Annotated in this window: 17 protein-coding genes; all 17 read left to right on the forward strand. The window is 46.7% G+C overall.

Annotated elements, in window-relative coordinates; translation table 11 throughout:
• Window positions 1–5: 5 nt before the first annotated feature.
• The 17 genes from CVU62_13925 to CVU62_14005 all read left to right on the forward strand — a co-directional run bounded on the left by CVU62_13925 (window position 6) and on the right by CVU62_14005 (window position 19,340).
• Window positions 6–326, forward strand: coding sequence for a hypothetical protein (locus CVU62_13925; GenBank protein PKN36612.1), 321 nt, complete (start codon window positions 6–8; stop codon window positions 324–326).
• Window positions 323–805 (forward strand): hypothetical protein, encoded by a 483-nt coding sequence (locus CVU62_13930; protein PKN36613.1) that lies wholly within the window; start codon window positions 323–325, stop codon window positions 803–805. The genes CVU62_13925 and CVU62_13930 overlap by 4 nt, the downstream gene beginning before the upstream one ends.
• 9 nt (window positions 806–814) lie before the next feature.
• The gene (locus tag CVU62_13935; GenBank protein PKN36614.1) at window positions 815–1,393 is read left to right on the forward strand and encodes a hypothetical protein; all 579 of its coding nucleotides are present in this window, start codon (window positions 815–817) and stop codon (window positions 1,391–1,393) included.
• A gap of 13 nt (window positions 1,394–1,406) precedes the next feature.
• Entirely contained in the window at window positions 1,407–1,676 is a 270-nt protein-coding gene (locus CVU62_13940; protein PKN36615.1) for a hypothetical protein, read from the forward strand.
• 577 nt (window positions 1,677–2,253) lie between these two features.
• A complete protein-coding gene (locus CVU62_13945; protein ID PKN36616.1) occupies window positions 2,254–4,002 on the forward strand; it encodes a KaiC 1 in 1,749 nt (582 codons plus the stop codon).
• A gap of 2 nt (window positions 4,003–4,004) precedes the next feature.
• Complete coding sequence (locus tag CVU62_13950) at window positions 4,005–4,328, forward strand: circadian clock protein KaiB (protein PKN36617.1); 324 nt, start codon at window positions 4,005–4,007, stop codon at window positions 4,326–4,328.
• Window positions 4,329–4,398: 70 nt separating this feature from the next.
• Window positions 4,399–4,743, forward strand: coding sequence for a thiol-disulfide isomerase (locus CVU62_13955; protein PKN36618.1), 345 nt, complete (start codon window positions 4,399–4,401; stop codon window positions 4,741–4,743).
• A gap of 196 nt (window positions 4,744–4,939) precedes the next feature.
• Window positions 4,940–6,376, forward strand: a complete 1,437-nt coding sequence (locus tag CVU62_13960; GenBank protein ID PKN36670.1) for a Fis family transcriptional regulator — start codon at window positions 4,940–4,942, stop codon at window positions 6,374–6,376.
• A 45-nt stretch (window positions 6,377–6,421) separates the two neighbouring features.
• A complete protein-coding gene (locus CVU62_13965) occupies window positions 6,422–9,163 on the forward strand; it encodes a chemotaxis protein CheB (GenBank protein PKN36671.1) in 2,742 nt (913 codons plus the stop codon).
• Between the two features lie 180 nt (window positions 9,164–9,343).
• On the forward strand, window positions 9,344–11,338 hold the full coding sequence (locus CVU62_13970; protein PKN36619.1) for a hypothetical protein: 1,995 nt from the start codon (window positions 9,344–9,346) through the stop codon (window positions 11,336–11,338).
• 275 nt (window positions 11,339–11,613) lie between these two features.
• Window positions 11,614–11,895, forward strand: a complete 282-nt coding sequence (locus CVU62_13975) for a hypothetical protein (GenBank protein ID PKN36620.1) — start codon at window positions 11,614–11,616, stop codon at window positions 11,893–11,895.
• A gap of 81 nt (window positions 11,896–11,976) precedes the next feature.
• Window positions 11,977–13,293, forward strand: a complete 1,317-nt coding sequence (locus tag CVU62_13980) for a hypothetical protein (protein PKN36621.1) — start codon at window positions 11,977–11,979, stop codon at window positions 13,291–13,293.
• A gap of 197 nt (window positions 13,294–13,490) precedes the next feature.
• Window positions 13,491–14,081, forward strand: coding sequence for a hypothetical protein (locus CVU62_13985; protein ID PKN36622.1), 591 nt, complete (start codon window positions 13,491–13,493; stop codon window positions 14,079–14,081).
• Window positions 14,082–14,432: 351 nt separating this feature from the next.
• Complete coding sequence (locus tag CVU62_13990; protein PKN36623.1) at window positions 14,433–15,005, forward strand: hypothetical protein; 573 nt, start codon at window positions 14,433–14,435, stop codon at window positions 15,003–15,005.
• A 192-nt stretch (window positions 15,006–15,197) separates the two neighbouring features.
• Entirely contained in the window at window positions 15,198–15,881 is a 684-nt protein-coding gene (locus CVU62_13995; GenBank protein ID PKN36624.1) for a hypothetical protein, read from the forward strand.
• 530 nt (window positions 15,882–16,411) lie between these two features.
• Window positions 16,412–18,073 carry a hypothetical protein gene (locus CVU62_14000; protein PKN36625.1) on the forward strand — a complete coding sequence of 554 codons (1,662 nt, stop codon included), beginning with the start codon at window positions 16,412–16,414 and terminating at the stop codon, window positions 18,071–18,073.
• 181 nt (window positions 18,074–18,254) lie between these two features.
• Window positions 18,255–19,340 carry a hypothetical protein gene (locus tag CVU62_14005; protein ID PKN36626.1) on the forward strand — a complete coding sequence of 362 codons (1,086 nt, stop codon included), beginning with the start codon at window positions 18,255–18,257 and terminating at the stop codon, window positions 19,338–19,340.
• Window positions 19,341–19,707 lie beyond the last annotated feature (367 nt).

Raw genomic sequence — 19,707 nt, forward strand, 5'->3', positions numbered from 1 at the left:
CAATTATGGATACTTTCTTTAAGATTATCAATGTGGTTATGGCGATTGTTGTCTTGTATATCGGGTATAAGCAAACCCAAAAGTATCGCAATGAGGACAAGAAAGAGAAACTGCAATCTGCTCTTGATGAATCCCACCGTAACGAACTTAAGAAATCTATTAAAGGCATTTCGGACACTCTTAAAAAGACCACAGAAGATATATTCTTTATGTTTGATAATCACGGACATGAGATACTTTGCAATAACGAGTCGTGTACGAAACCGAGAACGGGGAAAATTTTCATAGCTCCGCCTCAGCAGAGAAGGGAGAGCGACAGGCTATGAAAACAATCGACATCAAGGAACTGCTTTTAAATACCTTCGGCCACTTGGACGATAAACAATTAATGGCCTTAACTATTTATGGCGAGGCCAGAGGGGAAAGTGAAGAAGGTAAAATTGCCGTTGGCTCAGTTATCCTGGAGCGTGTTGATCATCGGGATTGGGACGGCGACACTATTCAGGAAGTATGCTTAATGCCTTATCAATTTTCCTGTTATCTTCCGGCCGATCCTAATTATCCCGCACTTAAATTAATCGCCCAGGATTGGGAAACTAAATATCTTCATTCAACGGACCTTCGAGAATGCTACCGTATTGCCTGTGATATGTTGGCCGGTCTAATTCCCCGGACAAAGGGAATAGCTGAGAGTCACGCCACACAATATTTAACAACTGCATTGCGAAAAACAAAGGCTTGCCCGAAGTGGGTAAATACAATGAATCTGGTCGCCTTGGTAGGTTCGCATGAGTTTTACGCTTAAGGTGATTTTATGACCTGGAAAACGCTTAATACAACAATGAAGTTAATCGTAGCCGGCATTTTTATTGTGGCGCTGTTAGCTGTGGCGTCAGCGTTTCATAGTTGGTTTGCTGATAAGCCGACGATATCCCAAAGCGAGTATGCCCCGGCCAAAGAGATTAAGAAGGCGATAAAAATAGAACATAAAAAAATAACCGTCCATGCCCCGATCGATGTTCTGGATAAAGACGAAGCGGTTAAAAAGCTAAAAATTAACGATCCGGTTAAATCGGATAAAAATAAACAGATCACAACAACTGCCGAGATTCAGCCATACGACGGCAAGACGAGCGTTATTTCGGTATTGGATACATCGACCGGCATGAGTGAGATTATCGCCAAGCAGGAGCCATTATCCTTCTTTGGCTTTGAAAATAAGAAAGAGTTGGGTGTCCGCGTCGGTTATTCCACAGACGAGTTTGAAATGCGATCAACCGTTTTTGGACGTTGGCAATTTTTGCGAGTTGGTAATTTTCATCTAGGAGTTTACGGCGAAGCAAATAGTCGCGGCGAAGGCATAGGACAACTGGAAATAAGTTATAAATTTTAAGGAGGAATTAACCGTGAAAGAATTTTTTAATAATCTGATCAGCAGGGACACACCGATATCTGTAATGCGTTATGTCTTTTTGATCTGTGTGGTGTTCATCGTCTTTACGATCTTAGGCGTTTGGGCTTATCTGTCCGTAAAATTAAAACTGATGCAGGAAGTGCCATGGGGCCTAGCCACATTTGCAATCGGTTTAATATCTATACTTGTCCTGGGTAAAGTATCTCAGGAGATTTGGGGAGAAAAACCCAAAGACGCAAGTGTAATTAAAGATAGCCAGTAGCTACTCTTTATCCAACTGCTGATCGACTCTCTTTCTGATATTCTCCATTCTGCTACTTTTCCATAGTTGGAAATCTGCCTTGATTCCTACGAAGAATTTCCTAATTGCGATTGCTATTTTTTTCATTTCACTACCTCCACAAAAGTTTTTTATCGCAAAAACGGACGGGAGTTCGACTCCCTGTTTTTGCGGTAGAAATGCGGTAGTAGTGAAATTAGATAGTTATAAAAAGGCGTGATAAAAAACGTAATAAAATCAAGGGTTGCGCTGCGGGTTCGACTCCCGCCGCCTCCACCATTAGGGAATCCAACAAAATCCAAAGAAGTATAAGAACCCGTTAGAAATAGTGGGTTTTTTCTATGGCAAAAAAATGGATATTTTGATATGTACAAATCAAAAGCAATAGATGAAATGACATCATTCGCCCTCACTTGCCCTCTCTGAAGATGATTTGATGCCTGTTAGCACGCGGTCTTCATAGTTTTTTGTTCTGATAGGAATTACTTAACTTCAAATTATTTTAACAAGATTAGAAAGAGTTCAACTTTTTAATCAGGTAAGGTTTTGGGAGATGACAATGGTTAAGAAAAAACATAATGATGTTATTCTCAAAAAATGCCCGACGGGCATCAAGGGGCTCGATGAAATCACGAAGGGAGGGCTACCGAAGGGCAGGCCAACACTGATCTGCGGCTCTGCGGGTTGCGGCAAAACACTTTTCTCCATGGAATTTCTCATGCGGGGCGCCATGGATTACGGTGAGCCCGGGGTCTTTATGACCTTCGAGGAAACGCCGGAAGATCTTGCGAAGAACTTCATGTCTCTCGGATTCGATCTTCATGACATGGTGAAACGCGGTCTCATCGCCACTGATCATGTTTATATCGAGCGCAGTGAGATTGAAGAGACAGGTGAGTACGATCTGGAAGGATTGTTCGTCCGCCTGGGCAGTGCCATTGATTCCATCGGAGCAAAACGGGTTGTCCTGGATACCATCGAAGCGCTTTTCTCCGGGCTGTCTAATACCGGTATCATCCGCGCAGAACTCAGAAGGCTTTTTCACTGGTTGAAAGAGCGCGGTGTAACCGCCATCGTTACGGGAGAAAGCGGCGACAAAACGCTGACACGCTACGGGCTTGAAGAATACGTGGCCGATTGCGTGATCTTACTCGATTTTCGCATTGACGAACAAATTTCCACGCGCCGTCTGCGTATTGTCAAGTACCGCGGATCATCTCATGGCGCCGACGAATACCCTTTCCTGATTGACGAAAGCGGCATCTCTATCCTGCCCATCACTTCTCTGGGACTCGATTATCCTGTTTCCCGCCAGCGCATCGCCACGGGCATCCCCAAGTTGGATGCCATGTTCGAAGGGAAGGGGTTCTATCGGGGCAGCACCATTCTTGTCTCGGGTACAGCGGGCACCGGCAAAACAAGTATGTCTGCCACCTTTGCCGACGCCGCCTGCCGGCGTGGTGAGCGCTGCCTGTATTTTGCTTTTGAGGAATCGCCCAGCCAGATTATCCGGAACATGGGCTCCATCGGCATCGATCTCACACGATGGGTGAAGAAGGGGCTGCTCAAGTTTCATTCCGCTAGGCCTTCGCTTTACGGTCTGGAGATGCATCTTGTCACCTTCCACAAAGTGATCGATGAGTTCCAGCCCCAGGTTTTTGTCGTTGACCCGATCAGCAACTTAAGCGCCGCGGGAACACCATCAGAGGTCAAATCAATCTTAACGCGCCTGATCGACCATTTGAAGATGAAAAATATCACAACTTACCTTACGGACCTCAACCATTTTGGAAGCAGTCTTGAGCACACCAGCGAAGAGATATCTTCTCTGATCGATACATGGCTGCTACTGAGAGATATCGAACTCAATGGAGAGCGTAACCGGGGCCTCTATATTTTGAAGTCCCGCGGCATGGCCCACTCCAACCAGATTCAGGAATTCCTGCTCACGAATCAGGGCATTGACCTGATCGACATCTATACCGGTTCGGGCGAGGTATTAACCGGCAGTGCCCGGGCAGCTCAGGAAGCCGGGGAAAAGGCCTCTGAACTGGCAGCACGGCGAGAGGCGGAACGCAGGCTCCGCGAGCAGGAGCGCAAGAGAAATGCCCTGGAAACAAAGATTGCCGCGCTGCGTGCCGAGTTTGATGTGGAAACACAAGAGGTGCAGTTGATGGCGGAAGAAGAGCAAAAAAGACAGGCTATGCTGGCCCAGGATCGCTTGGTTATGGCGCATCTGCGCAAGGGGAAAACTTCGGCTCCGCAGACGAAGCATTCGAAAAAGAAGAGAGAAAGGAGCATGCGCTGAAAATGGCTGCAACAGTAAAAGGAAATAAAAAGACCGATGCAACAGAAGAAATCTGGAATCTCAGGTTGTATGTCGCCGGTCAGACCCCGAAATCAATTACGGCCTTTGCTAATTTAAAGAATATCTGTGATGAGCACCTTGCCGGAAAATACCGAATTGAAGTCATTGATCTTTTAAAGAATCCCCAGCTGGCCAAAGGTGATCAGATTATTGCCATACCGACACTGGTTAGGAAACTACCCGAGCCGATTAAAAAGATTATCGGCGATCTGGCCAACACGGAACGTGTCCTGGTGGGACTGGACATTCGTTCTGTCTCAGGATGATAAGTCAGCAATCAGAGGTCAGGAATCAGGATTCAGTCTGCCTGAGCCGTAACTTATTGTAGTAACAGCGATGGAGATGAAAAAAGTGAAAACTAACACTGAGAAATTCGAAAAAGTGGCAGCTAAGCAGGACCGGGCAAAGTATGTTCTTCGGCTGTACGTCACAGGAATGACCCCAAAATCAACCAGGGCCATTACCAATGTCCAGACACTCTGTGAACAGTACCTGAAGGGTTGCTATGAACTCGAGGTGATTGACATCTACCAGCAGCCCAAACTGGCCGCGGGAGAACAGATTATTGCCACGCCGACGCTTATCAAGAAACTCCCCCTGCCGCTGAGGAAAGTCATCGGCGACATGTCGGATACGGAAAGGTTTCTTGTGGGCATCGATCTGAAATCCAAGAAATTATAAGAGCGAATAAATGAACAAAACGGATAAAACACGCCAGCAACTTTTGGACGAATTGCAGGAGCTCAAAGATCGGATGAAGGAATCCGATGAAACTCTGCGCGCCATCCTGAACGGTGAAGTGGATGGTCTCGTTGTGAAAACGGAGGAAGGCGATCGGGTCTTTACACTATCGGGTGCGGATCATCCTTACCGGATCATGGTCGAAACCATGAACGAAGGGGCCGTCACAATGGGCGCTGACGGCACGATCCTTTTCTGTAATCAACGTTTTGCAAATATCGTCAAAGCGTCTCTGAAAAAAATAATGGGATCTCCAATCTATCAATACCTTTCATCAACAGATATTCCATTATTTAAGACATTGATTGAACGGGGCATGAAAGGGAAAAGTAAGGCGGAAATCAAACTACAAACCGGATGTGAAAAATTCGTGCCTGTCTTACTTTCTATTAACGCTATTCAACACACGGATATTCCCGGTGTATTGTGCATGGTAGTTACCGACCTGACGGAACAAAAGCATAATGAAGAAATGCGGGTAGAGGAGCGGGCGCTGCAAAAATCCCATGACAAGCTTGAGCAGCAGGTAGAAGAGCGAACAGTTAAACTTCGGACGGCTCTTCATGAAATCAAAGAAATGAAAGATAAGCTCGAGGCCGAGAATATCTACTTCCGTCAAGAGCACAAAACAAAACATCAATTTGAGAATATTATCGGGCAGAGTGATGGTCTTAAGTATGTTCTCTATCGGGCACAGCAAGTTGCTCCAGGGAACACAACGATCCTCATCCTCGGGGAGACCGGTACGGGGAAAGAGCTGATCGCTGCCTCCATCCATAACATGAGTCCCCGAAAAGAAAGGCCATTGATCACGGTCAACTGTGCCGCCCTGCCGGGTAATTTAATTGAGAGCGAATTGTTCGGTCGGGAGAAGGGAGCATTTACCGGAGCAGATGCCCGGAGGATGGGGCGATTCGAAGTTGCTAATGGTTCTACAATATGTCTTGATGAGATCGGGGAGCTGCCGCTGGAGTTGCAGGGAAAGTTGCTGAGGGTGATTCAGCATGGCGAGTTTGAGCGTCTGGGTTCTTCCCAAACCATCAAAGTCGATGCGCGGATCATAGCAACGACCAATCGAAACCTTGAAGAAGAAGTTCGCCAGGGCCGGTTTCGGCAGGATCTTTTCTATCGGCTCAACGTCTTCCCCATCACGGTCCCGCCACTACGGCTACGCAAAGATGACATTCCGCTGATGGTCCAGGCCTTTATGGAACGGTATTCCAGAAAATTGGGCAAACAGATAACGAATATTCCGAAGGAAACGATTAAAGCACTGAAGGATTATCCTTGGCCCGGTAACGTCCGGGAGCTGGAAAGTATCATTGAACGAGCTGTGATCTTGTGCCCCGGGCCGGTTTTGCAGCTGGCGGATAAACTGGAGATTTCATCTCCCACACTTTCATCTGCCATGCGAACACTGGAAGATACGGAGCGAAGCCAAATTATAAAAATCCTCACGGAAACCAACTGGCGCATCGAGGGAAAAGACGGGGCCGCAGCTATCCTGGGCATCCATCCGAGTACTTTAAGAGCGAGACTGCATAAGCTGGAAATAGTGCGGCCGGAGACATAAGAATCAGATTGGCATATTTAAGAAAATTCTGGTATGTCTATCACCATGAAAAAACAAGCAAAAACAGTAAAAAAAGATCATAAAAGGGATAAATCTCCCCTTACCCGGATAAACCGTACAGATAACTTAACGAAGGGAACCTCCGTTACTCTTTTCAGTATTCCCTTGAGAGGTAACAAAGCGCAGAAAAAAATTTCCGGCTTACCAAAAGATACACTGGCGCGGCCCCAAAAAGATTTTCTTTTTCCCATAGCCGGTATCGGTGCGTCCGCAGGCGGACTGGAAGCCATCGAACAGTTCCTGCGGCATGTTCCCGCAAACAGCGGCGTCGCTTTTATCATCGTCCAGCATCTGGATCCGACCCACAAGGGTATGATGCACGAATTGCTTAAGCGCGCCACCTCGATGGAGATTTTTCAGGTCAAAGATGGAATGCGGGTCAAGCCAAACTGCGTTTATGTTATTCCCCCCAACAAGGACATGTCCATTCTGCACGGAGTACTGCATCTGTTCCAGCCGACGGCGCCACGCGGTCTGCGCCTCCCGATTGATTTCTTTTTGCGCTCCCTGGCCGATGACTGTCAGGAACACAGCATAGGCGTCATCCTCTCCGGCATGGGTTCGGACGGTACGATGGGATTACGCGCTATCAAAGAAAAGATGGGCGTGACGCTGGTGCAGGAACCTGCCTCGGCCAAGTTCGACAGCATGCCCCGCAGCGCCATTACGGCAGGTCTTGCCGACATCATCGCTCCAGCGGCGGATTTGCCCGGAAAGATTATCGACTATCTGAACCACACTATCTTCATTGCCAAAAATGGAATGCCCATGGAGGAGAAGGACCAAAGCGCTCTGGAGAAAGTCTTCATTCTCCTTCGCTCCAAGACCGGCCATGATTTTTCCATGTACAAAAAGAACACCGTTTACCGCCGGATCGAACGGCGCATGAGCATTCACAAGATCAACCGGATCGCGTCTTATGTCCGCTACCTGCAGGAGAATTCGCAGGAAGTTGAGCTTCTCTTTAAGGAGCTTCTGATCGGCGTGACCAGCTTTTTTCGTGACGATGCGGCATGGGAACATCTGCGTCTGAAGGTTATCCCGGCGCTGCTGAAAACCCGCGAAGCCCGACAAACTCTGCGGGCCTGGTCGGCGGGCTGTTCGACCGGAGAAGAAGCGTATTCGCTGGCGATGGCCTTCAAAGAAGCCGTCGAACAGATTAAACCGGCCCAAAATTTTAAACTGCATATCTTTGCTACCGACCTCGATCGCGAAACGATAGACAAAGCAAGGCAGGGATTCTATCCGGCTAATATCGTCGCGGACATAACCCCCGGGCGACTGAAGCGTTTTTTTAACAAGGTAGAAGGCGGCTACCAGATCGTGAAGGAGATTCGGGAAATGGTGACTTTCGCCACTCAGAATATCGTCATGGACCCGCCCTTTACCAAGCTGGATATCCTTGTTTGCCGCAACCTTTTAATTTATTTGACGCCGGAGCTGCAAAAAAAGCTCCTGCAGCTTTTTCATTATAGCCTGAACCCTGGCGGCATCCTGTTTCTGGGAAGTTCGGAGACCATCAGCACTTTCACCCATCTATTTGCGCCTCTTAACATCAAGACACGGATTTTCCGGAGACTCGAATCAGTCCTGCCGGCAGAAACACAGATATTCCCTGTTTCATTTTCTCCCGCCAAGTCGGGAGTTTCCAAGGAGTTAACGATGTTGAAACCTGCAACGAATCTGCAATCATTAGCCGACCAATTACTTCTGCAGCGCTTTTCCCCGCCCGCCGTTCTGGTGAACGAGAAAGGGGACATCCTTTATATCAGCGGAAGGACAGGCAAATATCTGGAGCCGGCTGCCGGCAAGGCCAACTGGAATATTTTTGCCATGGCCCGGGAAGGGCTCCGTTTTGATCTCGGCAGCGCTTTCCAGAAGGCCCTCAGACAAAAAGGAACGGTCACCGCCAAGGATCTTACGGTGGATGAAAACGGCGGCACGCATACAGTCGATATCACCGTCAAGTTTATTCAGGAGCCGGAGGCGCTGCGGGGAATGGTCATGATCGTTTTTACCGACGTGGAAACATCTCCGGCAAAGAAATCGAAGGTTGGCGCAAAGACCGCGCCTGCCGGTCATGCCCGGGTTCTGGAACTGGAGCAGGAACTGAGACATCTGCGCGAAGAGCTTCAGACAACCCGCGAAGAAATGCAATCTTCGCAGGAAGAACTCAAATCAGCCAATGAAGAACTTCAATCCACCAACGAAGAGTTGCAGTCCACCAATGAAGAGCTGACCACCTCCCGGGAAGAAATGCAATCCATGAACGAAGAATTGCAGACGGTCAACGCTGAGCAGCAATCCAAGATGGAAGAGCTCTTTAAAATAAACGACGATATGAGGAATCTCCTCAACAGCACGGAAATCGTCACTGTGTTTTTAGACAACGACCTCCATGTCCGGCGCTTTACGCCCGGGGCGGACAAAATCTTCAAACTGATTCCGGGAGACGTGGGACGGCCGCTCTCCGATATCGTCAGCGACCTGCTCTATCCCAAAATGACCGAGGAAGCACGGGAAGTGCTGCGCACGCTGGTCTTTTCGGAAAAGCAGGTTGCCACGGCCGACGGGCGCTGGTTTTCAGTGCGCATTATGCCCTACCGTACCATGGATGACGTCATCGGCGGCGTGGTGATCACCTTTTCGAATATTACCGCGACCAAGTCGCTGGAAGCCGAACTGAGGGAAGAGATTGGCAAGTTAAAAAATGAAGATAGCAGATAGAATGCATAATACAGGAAATAGAATAAAGAAAGCTGTCCCCCGCTGGCGGGGGATTAAGGGGGTGGACTTTTTAACGTGGCTGTAATGTTTATCGGTTACAGCTTGAAAGTCCTTTATCCACCTCCGTCCCGATGACACATCGGGACACCTCCGCCGGCGGAGGATAAAAAAGGAGCAGTCATGGGCGCCACCAAAGATAAAAGCAAGTCAACAGTAGACGGACTTCGCCGTCAGGCCGAAGAGCGGTTGCGCGCGAAGAAGGCGCAACTGCCGCTGCCTCAGAGCAAAGAAAATGTCCAGAGACTGGTCCACGAGCTTGAGGTTCACCAGATCGAGTTGGAAATGCAGAATGCGGAGCTCAGGCAGGCCCGCGAGGAACTCGAATTATCGCGCAATAAATATGTTGAACTCTATGACTTTGCGCCTATCGGTTATTTCACCTTTGATGCCCAGGGACGGATAAAGGAGGTCAATCTTACCGGCGCCAAACTCATGGGTGTCGAGAGGCAGGGACTGGTAAATAAATCCTTTGCCGGTTTTATTGCCGATGCAGACTCCAAAGAAAACTTTTTGAAACATTGCCAAACGGTATTTCAAAAAGAGGGGGAACAGACCTGTGAAATCCGGCTGAAGAAAAAAGACGGCACAAATTTCTGGGCGCAGCTTCAAAGTATAGCGCAGGAAAATACCGAAAAGAAAGCCGGTGATATCCGGACGATGATCATGGATATTACCGGCCACAAGAAGGCGGCCGAGAAGATAGAGCATCTTTCTTCCTTTCCCGAACTCAATCCCAATCCGGTCATTGAGACAGATATGAAAGGAGAAATAATTTACTGCAACGCGGCAGCCGCTAAAGTATCGAAGCAGTTAAACATCCCGGAAGATGGCCGCCTGCTTCTCCCGCGGAATCTGCCCGACATCATAAAAAAGCTGGGACAGGAAAAAGAGGGGCGATATGAACTTGTGGAGGTGGAAATAAACGGCAGAGTGTTTATCGAAAGCATCATTGCGCCTGCTCGGCTGAAAGTCGTGCGTATCTATGCGTGGGATATCACCAAGCGCAAAAAAGCGGAACAGGCTCTTAAAGAAGCCCATGACGGGCTTGAAGAGAAGGTGGAAGCACGGACCGTCGATCTTCAATCAGCGCTGTCTAAAATTAAAACAATGAAGGAACAGCTCGAGGCCGAGAATATCTACTTCCGTCAAGAAAATAAAATGAGACATAAATTCGAGGATATTATCGGGCAAAGTGATGGTCTTAAGTATGTTCTCTATCGGGCCGAGCAAGTTGCTCCGACGAACACAACCATCCTCATTCTCGGGGAAACCGGCACGGGAAAAGAACTGATCGCTGCCGCCGTCCATAATATGAGCCCCCGCAAGGAAAGGCCTTTATTCACGGTTAATTGCGCCGCTCTGCCGGGTAATTTAATTGAGAGCGAATTGTTCGGTCGGGAGAAGGGAGCCTTTACAGGGGCGGATTCCCGGCGGGTTGGTAGATTTGAGATTGCCAATGGTTCCACTATTTGCCTGGACGAGATCGGAGAACTGCCTCTGGACTTGCAGTCAAAGCTTCTCCGGGTGATTCAGCATAGCGAGTTTGAGCGCCTCGGCTCGTCCCAGACCGTTAAAGTAGATGTGCGGATCATCGCGACGACCAATCGAAATCTTGAGGAAGAGGTACGCAATGGCCGGTTTCGGCAGGACCTTTACTATCGGCTCAATGTCTTCCCCATCACTGTTCCGCCACTCAGGCTGCGCAAAGATGACATTCCACTGATGGTTCAGGCCTTTGTAGAACGGTATTCCAGAAAAATGGGCAAAGAGATTAAGACGATCAAGCGGGAGACAATAGAGGAATTGCAGAATTACCCGTGGCCCGGTAACGTTCGGGAACTGGAAAGCGTCATTGAACGGGCCGTAATATTGTGTCCCGGGCCGGTTCTGCAGCTGGCGGATAAACTGGAGATTTCATCTCCAACACTTTCATCCGCTATAAGAACTCTGGAAGATATGGAGCGAGGACAAATTCTAAAAATTCTTACGGAAACAAAATGGCGCATCGAGGGAAAGGATGGGGCCGCAGCTATACTGGGCATCCATCCGAGTACGTTAAGAGCGAGACTGCATAAGCTGGATATCGTGCGGCCGAAAACAAAAAATTCAAAATAATCGAAAATACAGGAGACAGAATTCTGAATTCTATCTTTTACATTCTTTCTTAAATTCACCCCTCAAAATATTGAGGCGCCACCGCATATTGAGGCCGAACAAATCATTTCATACGTCCCTATAATTCCCTGTTATTAATCTAACCACGTATTATTAATAGATGAATAAAATTTCTAATTCACTTTAAGCCATTGGCCTACTATTTGCTGTTAATATTCATTTAGTCCTTTTAATGAAATGTCTGAACCAATTAGAATAAAACACAGGAGCAAATCATGGATGAAATATTTATAAAAAAAGTGCGGACGGCCGCGTTGGCTGGATGGTGGACTGTTTTAATCGCCTACTGTCTCCTGCTGATTCAATGGGGTGCTTATTTGTTAATTATACCCAGGCAGCCGGCAGGAATGCTTTGCTTTTGGGGTGAAGGTGTTACCTGGCAGGAAATCCGCAGTATCTGGTTGTGGGCGATGGTAGCCTATAAGCTTGGCGTCGTCATGATGATATTTGTCGTCATCTGGCTGACATTTTGGGCAAGACAACTGGCAAAAAAATAGAACGGGAAGGTTGAAGAGAAAGGGTGGCCGGAGCAATTAATTTAAAAAGCATTTCAATACCAACACAAAGAGGGCAATCCAATGAAGGGTAAAGAACTCCGGGTATTAATCGTTGAAGACTCGGAAGATGATGCGCTGCTTTTAATCCGTGAACTTAAAAAGGGCGGATACAATCCGGTGTATGACCGGGTGGCCAACGCTGTCGCAATGAAAAAAGCCATTCAAGAGAAGAAATGGGACATTATTCTTTGCGATTATATAATGCCCGGATTTAATGCTCCTTCAGCCATTCATGTATTGAAGGAAGCAAATGTTGACATTCCTCTCATCGTTGTATCCGGAACGATCGGTGAAGAAACGGCCATAGAGTGTATGCGTTTCGGCGCCAAAGATTATATCATGAAATCCAATCTGGTCCGTCTTTGCCCGGCCATATCCAGAGCACTGGAAGAGGCAGAAATTAAAAATAAGCATAAGCAGGCCCAAGAGTTACTGAACGCTTCGGAAGTCCGGTACAGGCGGCTTTTTGAGTCAGCAAAAGATGGGATTCTTATCCTTGATTGCGAAACGGGAAAAATTGTTGACGTTAATCCATTTCTGATTGAGCTGCTGGGTTATTCGCGTGAGCAATTCATAGAGAAGGCTGTGTGGGAACTGGGGCCATTTAAGGATATTATTCCCAATCGCAACAAATTTCTGGAATTGCAGAGCCAGGAGTATATCCGTTATGATAATTTGCCTTTGGAAACCATTGATGGACGGCTTGCCAATGTTGAATTCGTCAGTAATGTCTATGCAGAGGGCAATACCAGGGTAATTCAGTGCAATATTCGCGATATCACCGAACGTAAAGAAGCGTTGAAAGCGCTGCGGGAAAGCGAAAAACGATACAGGGAACTGAGCATAATCGATGACCTCACGCAGCTTTATAATTCCAGGCATTTTTATGCTCAGCTCAAAATAGAAACAGAGCGGTCGAACCGCTATAAACATCCTCTGACCATTCTACTTATGGATATCGACAAATTCAAGGAGTTCAACGACTCATACGGCCATATTGAAGGGGACAGTGTGTTGTCTCAAATAGGCAAACTGTTGAAAAAATGCCTGCGCGAGAGCGATTCTGCCTATCGTTATGGCGGCGAGGAATTTACAATCATATTGCCGATGACCACAATCGAAGATGGAACGATAATGGCGGAAAGAATACAAACGGAATTAATGGAAAAGGCCTTTTCCCCGATATCGGGTCAAAATGTTTATATAACAGCGAGTATCGGTTTTGCTCAGTACATGCCGAATGAAGAGATGAAAGCGTTCGTTCAGCGCGTAGACCAACTCATGTACCAGGCTAAGAAGAAAAGGAACCACAGTATTTATTCTGAATTACAGAGTTAAGAACAATTCAATGCATCCCTCAACATGCTGAGGCTCCACCAAATAATGAGGCCAAACGTATAAATCCATCCTTTTAAACCGGTCTCTTTTGTTAATCTAACCATCCGTTATTAAATAAATAATTAAATATTTTTATTTTTCTTCTGCTATTGGCAAGCCATTTGCAATTATAAAGAGCAAGCGAAGGGAGGTGGAAAATGATGAAAACATACTGCAATGCACTATTCATGATCGTTTTATTGTTGATGTTTACCGGATGCGCCGCTCTTTTGCCGCACAGCACGATAACGACTGAATCACCCTGGCAGGATTTCAATGGTGCCAAATTGACCTATGATAAAATTAATCCCGGAGTAACCACGGTGAGTGATCTGAAAAGATTAGGGTTCGATCCTTATTTAACACCAAATATCAAGATAATGAATGTCACGGAGGTTATCAATCTATTCTTGCCCAATCCCTCTATTAAAAAGGAAGATTTGGATATTGGCATTCAAAAATGCATCGAGAGTAAGGACCGGTGTACGGCCTACCAGATTTCGCCCAGCAAATTATATGTAAATCGAATAGGTAATTTCTGGTTGGACCTGTTTTCATTCAAGCGCCATACCGTAAATAGCGGATGGGAATTCAAGGGATTAATCACAATTGTTGATAATGTTGTCACTTACAGAGACCCGCCGGGAGGACGACCCTTAATTAACATGGATCAAATTGACGTTAAGCCTTTAGGGCCTGCTCAAGAAGCCGGAAGTGCGATCATTGCTACGGTTCCGCTTATCTGGTAGCGGGATCTAGAAGTCAGAATGCAGAATATTTTTTATTCTGACTCCTGTATTCTGTATTCTATCTTTTATATTCTTTCTTAAATTTTCCCCTCAGCATACTGAGGTTCTACCAAATACTGAGGCCAGACGAATCATCTCATGCTTTCACGCTCTTTTCCTTTGTTAATCTATCCACCTGTTATTAAGTGATTAATTCAAAATTATGATTCTTCTTGAGCCATTGGCAGGCTATTTGCTCATACATCTATAAAGATACTTTTTAATCTTAACCTTCAAGCGAGTTCCTGTTTGTTTTTTAGGAGAGGATTATAAATTACCGAAGGCTACTAAAAGTTTTTTAGGAGCAAAATAATGAAGGAGATAAGTAACAGAAGATTAATAATCAGCAATTGCAATTTAATAACTTTGAAAGGAGATAATATGAAAAGATTTAAGACCCAGCAGGCTTTTTTTACGTTAATTATGTTAGCAGTGAGTATTTTTTTATTTACAGGATGTGGAAGTAGTGATGAGGCCGCGCTGATAACAGCCCCATTCGATTCGGTCCTCCCCGGAACATGTGGTGAAACGGGACCCAAGGTGGATTCGGCAGATCCCGCTACTGGTGCCGTGGATGTGGCGATCGATACATGGATTACGGCTACCTTCAGTGAGGCGATGGATCCGACGACGATCGAAGTGACCACTCCCGGAAGCCCAGAGGTGGAGACGTTTACCCTCTATGATAATGACTACCCCGGAATCCCCATAGAAGGTACCGTCGAAATGGATGTCACAAACACAATAGCGACCTTTAAGCCAACAGCAGTCCTCGCGAAAGGTACCACGTTTACGGTGACTATTACCAAGTATGCCAAGAGATTATCAGATAACACCCCACTTGGCTGTAACTATCGATGGGAATTTCAGACGACGGATATTTAAGGGATGAGGGCGTGAAAAAAGGAAAAGTTGTGGAGTATCGGGCGAAATTAAGAATATCGTTTAAATATAAACCTGAATAGATTTGTCCCGCCTTTGGCGGGATTGTTCGACTTACAAATTTTAATGCGTTTCACTTTTAAAATTTGAGTCTCATAAATAAAAGAATATTAACCAGACAAACAGGAGGAATTTATGAAAAAAATATTTATGTTAGTTGTCGTCATGATGTTGATCACTTTCACCTCAGCCGTGCAGGCAGAAGTCAGGGCCGGTGGGTTGCCCGCTCTAGTTGTGGATGATAGGATTAGCGATGGTAACGCCCCAGCTACGGCACCAGCCAGAGCCGGTGCTTTACCCGCTATTACTGTGGATGAAAGGATCCCTAATTGTACCTGTAAAACAGATCCCTCCTACTGTGCTAAACCAGTAGTCGCATCTGCACCAGTTCCGGAACCAGTTCCAGAACCAGCTCCGGTTGTGGTTCCTCCTCCGGCACCAGCTCCCAAGCCAGTTATTATTGAAAAAGGCAGGCAGACACTTAATGTCGAATTCGATTTTGATAAATCAACCATTAAGAAAGGTTACTATCAAGACATCGATAATCTGGCTGGAGTGATGAAACAATATCCCGATCTTAACGTTGCAATCGAAGGACACACCGACAGCATTGGTTCTGATGCTTACAATGAAAAACTTTCCCAGGAAAGAGCTGACGCTGTAAAGAATTACATGGTTGAGAAAAACGGTATTGATGCAAATCGTATCAAGGCGATTGGTTTTGGTGAGAAACAACCTGTTGCTTCAAACGATACCAGTGAAGGTCGTGCTCAGAATCGTCGCGTAGAAGCGGCTGTCGATTATAGAATCGAGAAGTAAATTTTCCGCTTCTGAAGAATTAACAACAATAAAGAACCCCGTGGCTTACTGCGGGGTTCTTCTTTTTACTCATATTTCCATCAGTAATCGCTAATTTATTGTGCTGTCTTCTTTAAAGCGTAGCAGCAAACCCAACAAGCACTTATTTCTGTTATATTGTTTTTCTTATTTTCTCAATTCAAACAAGATTAGCAGGCTGTCTACCTCCTTTCAAAGAACCCCTCAATATACTGAGGTCCCACCAAATACTGAGGGCAAACAAATCATATCATGCTTTTCCACTGTTCTGTCCCACTGATCTAAGCAACTGGTATTATATGATTAATCAATAATTATTATTCATTCGCATGTATTGGCAGACTATTTGCTTTTCACCACATTATACTTTTAATTTTACCCCAAGCGCGAGTTCTTCTTATTTTTTGGGGAAGCAGATTATAACTTAACGAAAGATACAAAATTATTTTCAGAGGGAGGAATAATGAAGGAGATAGGTATTCGAAAGCTAACAGAAAGCAATTGTAAAATTAATGACTTTGAAAGGGGGTTATATGAAAAGATTTAAAGCTCTGCAAGTTTGTCTTGCCTTTATGATGTTAATCCTGGGTGTTTTAATTACAGGATGCGGAAGTAACGGTCAAACCGGTCATTGGTTACCAACACCAGGTATTCCGGTAGACACCACCAGACCCAGAGTGTTTTCCACCGTTCCTGCCACGACAGTTCCCGGTCCAACTACTGGCGTGCCGACCAACACATTAATTACGGCACTTTTTACTGAGGAAATGGACCAGGCATCGATTCAGGCAGCCGGTACTGTCACGGTGACATGTACGCCGTCTTGCGTGAATGGTGCCACTCTCGCCGGCACTGTAAGCTACGCAGTAGGCAGTAAAACCATGGTCTTCACGCCAACGCCGGTACCAACACTGCTTGAGGCCAGCAAGACCTATACTGTCACTATTACCACCGCGGCCACCGACGTGATAGGCAATCAACTTGCGGGCAATCAAGCCGCCTTGCCCGCGGCAAGTGCCTACATATGGAGCTTTACCACCGCAGACGCTCCCATACCGGCGGCAAATATAACAGTGGCTTCGGTCTTCCCTGTTGATACTGCCCCGTCTGTATGTCCCAGCTCGAGCATCAGCGCGACCTTCACCGTGCCTGATCCTTTACTAAAGATTAACCCTCTAACGGTCACTGCGGCAACTTTCATCGTGACGGGACCGGGGGTGAGTGGACCAGTCGTCGCAGCAGCGGCAATCGATGGCCGGACTGTTGATAGCACAGGTCTCATTGCGACCTTTAAGCCCGCCGCCCCTCTCACTCCGGGTCTTTATACGGTCACAATTAAAAGCGGGGCCGCCCCTGCCGGGGTTGAAGACACAGCTATTCCTGGCGACCAACTGGCAGCTGACTACACATGGACATTTACCGTAGCTCCAGCGACAGGGCTTTGTATAGCGACGATACCTCTTGGAGCGACGGTCGAGACGTTCGGAGCTCTTTCCTGCGCCGCGATCAGCGGTAGTACAGTGGGGACCGGAACCACGGTTAACGGAAATATCGGGACAACACTGACGAGCACTTCTGTAACCAATTGGGTTGGCGGCGGCTCTCCTGCCACACCCGGAATCGTGAACGGGACGATATTTGCTTCGGACCTTCCGGTTGCCGGCGATACGACATCGGCCACTGCCGTCAACGAAGCGTATACCGCGTTTCTGGCCGCACAAACCGTGGGAGCATCGGGTACCGTGATACCAACAAGCGATCTTGGCGCAGAAACCGCGTTCGGAGACGGTAACCCCGGGGTCTTCTACGCCGGCGCCTATACGTCCGGGTCTTCGATTGCGATCAGTACCCCTGTTACACTCGATGCCCAGGGCGACGCTAATGCGGTCTGGATCTTCTATTCACCTAGCAGCACCTTGACCACCACGGGGCCGCTTGGAAATATTATCCTCCTGAACAATGCCCAGGCGAAAAACGTCTTTTGGGTGGTCGGCAGTTCAGCCACACTTGGAGCACCGCTCTTCAGCGGAAACGTACTGGCTGCCACAGCAATCTCGGTGACTTCCGCAGGCCCAGGAATCATAGATGGGAGACTGTTGACTTCAGGGCCGACCTGTGCCGCGGTTTCATTCTCGGGCGCCGGAGCCGGTACAGTTAACGTACCTGGTCTGTAAGGCATGAGGTATTCGATATGAAAGCAGGCAAAAGGGAAGACAGGTTGTTTATCATAATTCATCCGCTCTCCTTTTGCCTTGCTGCAACGCTTCGTTCTTTGAGCACTAAGATGTCTCCTGCGGCTTATTTGAAGAGCCGCAGGGGCAGCAGCTAAACGCGACAATATAAAGGAGGACTACAATGAAATCAATGTATCGTACAGCAATGATAATAGCTGTCTTTGTTTTTTTATTACCCTTATCTGTTCGCTCCGAGATAAGGGCCGGAAGTTTTGAAGTGAATCCGTTCATCGGATACAACTTCTTCCAAAACAGTCAGAATCTGAAAGACGCGGTAATATATGGTGGTCGGCTTGGCTACAATTTCACGAGGTATTTTGGTGTTGAAGTCGGTGGGGAATTTATACGAACTAATCTTGATGATAAGGCAAAATTGGATAACACGGAAGGACAGTTCGGATATCCCATGGATAAAGTGGATTTTTATAAGTATAATATTAATGCCGTCCTTCACTTAATTCCCGATGGCAGATTCAATCCCTTTATCGTTGTCGGATTCGGAGGAGCCCACTATAGTCCATCGATATCAAATGGCGGAGACATGTCTGCCTTTAATGTTGGTTTAGGAGCGAAAATCTGGCTGACGGAAAATATCGCTCTTAGATTCGATGTTCAGGATTATATGGTTACCGAAATATTTCAGGAGACCTACCATAATATTGGAGTTACCGGTGGAATAGTTTTTGCGTTCGGCGGCGCGGCAAAGCCTGAGCCTGTGGCGAAGGCTGAACCGGTACCCGAGCCCATACCTGAACCTCCTCCTCCCGTAGTCATACAAAAGGTTGAACCTCCTCCTCCTCCTCCTCCTCCTCCTCCTCCTCCTCCTCCTCCTCCCAAGCCAGTCATTATTGAAAAAGGCAGACAGACGCTGGATGTAAAATTTAATTTTGATAAATCAACCATTAAGGAGGGTTATTACAACGACATCGATAATCTGTCTGGAGTGATGAAAGATTATCCCGATCTTAAAGTCGTGATCGAAGGACATACGGATAGTGTCGGTACAAAGGCTTATAATAAAAACCTTTCCCAGGAACGAGCTGACGCTGTCAAGAATTACATGGTTGAGAAAAACGGTATTGATTCAAATCGTATAGCAACAGAAGGTTTCGGAGAGGAAAAACCTATTGCTGATAATGCCACTGCAGAAGGTCGTGCTCAGAACCGTCGAGTGGAAGCAGCTGTTGATTATACAATCAAGAAGTAAATATTCTTTTTCTAATAACTTAACAATACTGAAGAACCCCAGGCTTACTGCGGGGTTCTTCAGTGAGAAATAAAAAGAGAGTATTACGCGTGATGCGAAGCAGCTCCTGAAAAGCTTTATTCAAGGGCCGCGAAGTTAAACATGAGAGTTCTTTTTGAAATATTCGTGTAATAGGAGTAGCGGGTTAATGTTCCAAAAAGATGTTTTATAAGAAAGGAGTCGCGCTGGTGGACGGCATTGTGCTGCTGGTTGCGAGAAGCAGAAAAGACTTAAAGATAGACAAAACTTCTAATGTGTAAAGGAGACAAAAAAATGAAAAAGTTATTTTTTGGAACATTATTTTTGGCGCTGGTCATTGTATTGCCTG

It is taken from the genome of Deltaproteobacteria bacterium HGW-Deltaproteobacteria-2 (genome assembly GCA_002840505.1).
Taxonomy (GTDB): domain Bacteria; phylum Desulfobacterota; class Syntrophia; order Syntrophales; family Smithellaceae; genus Smithella.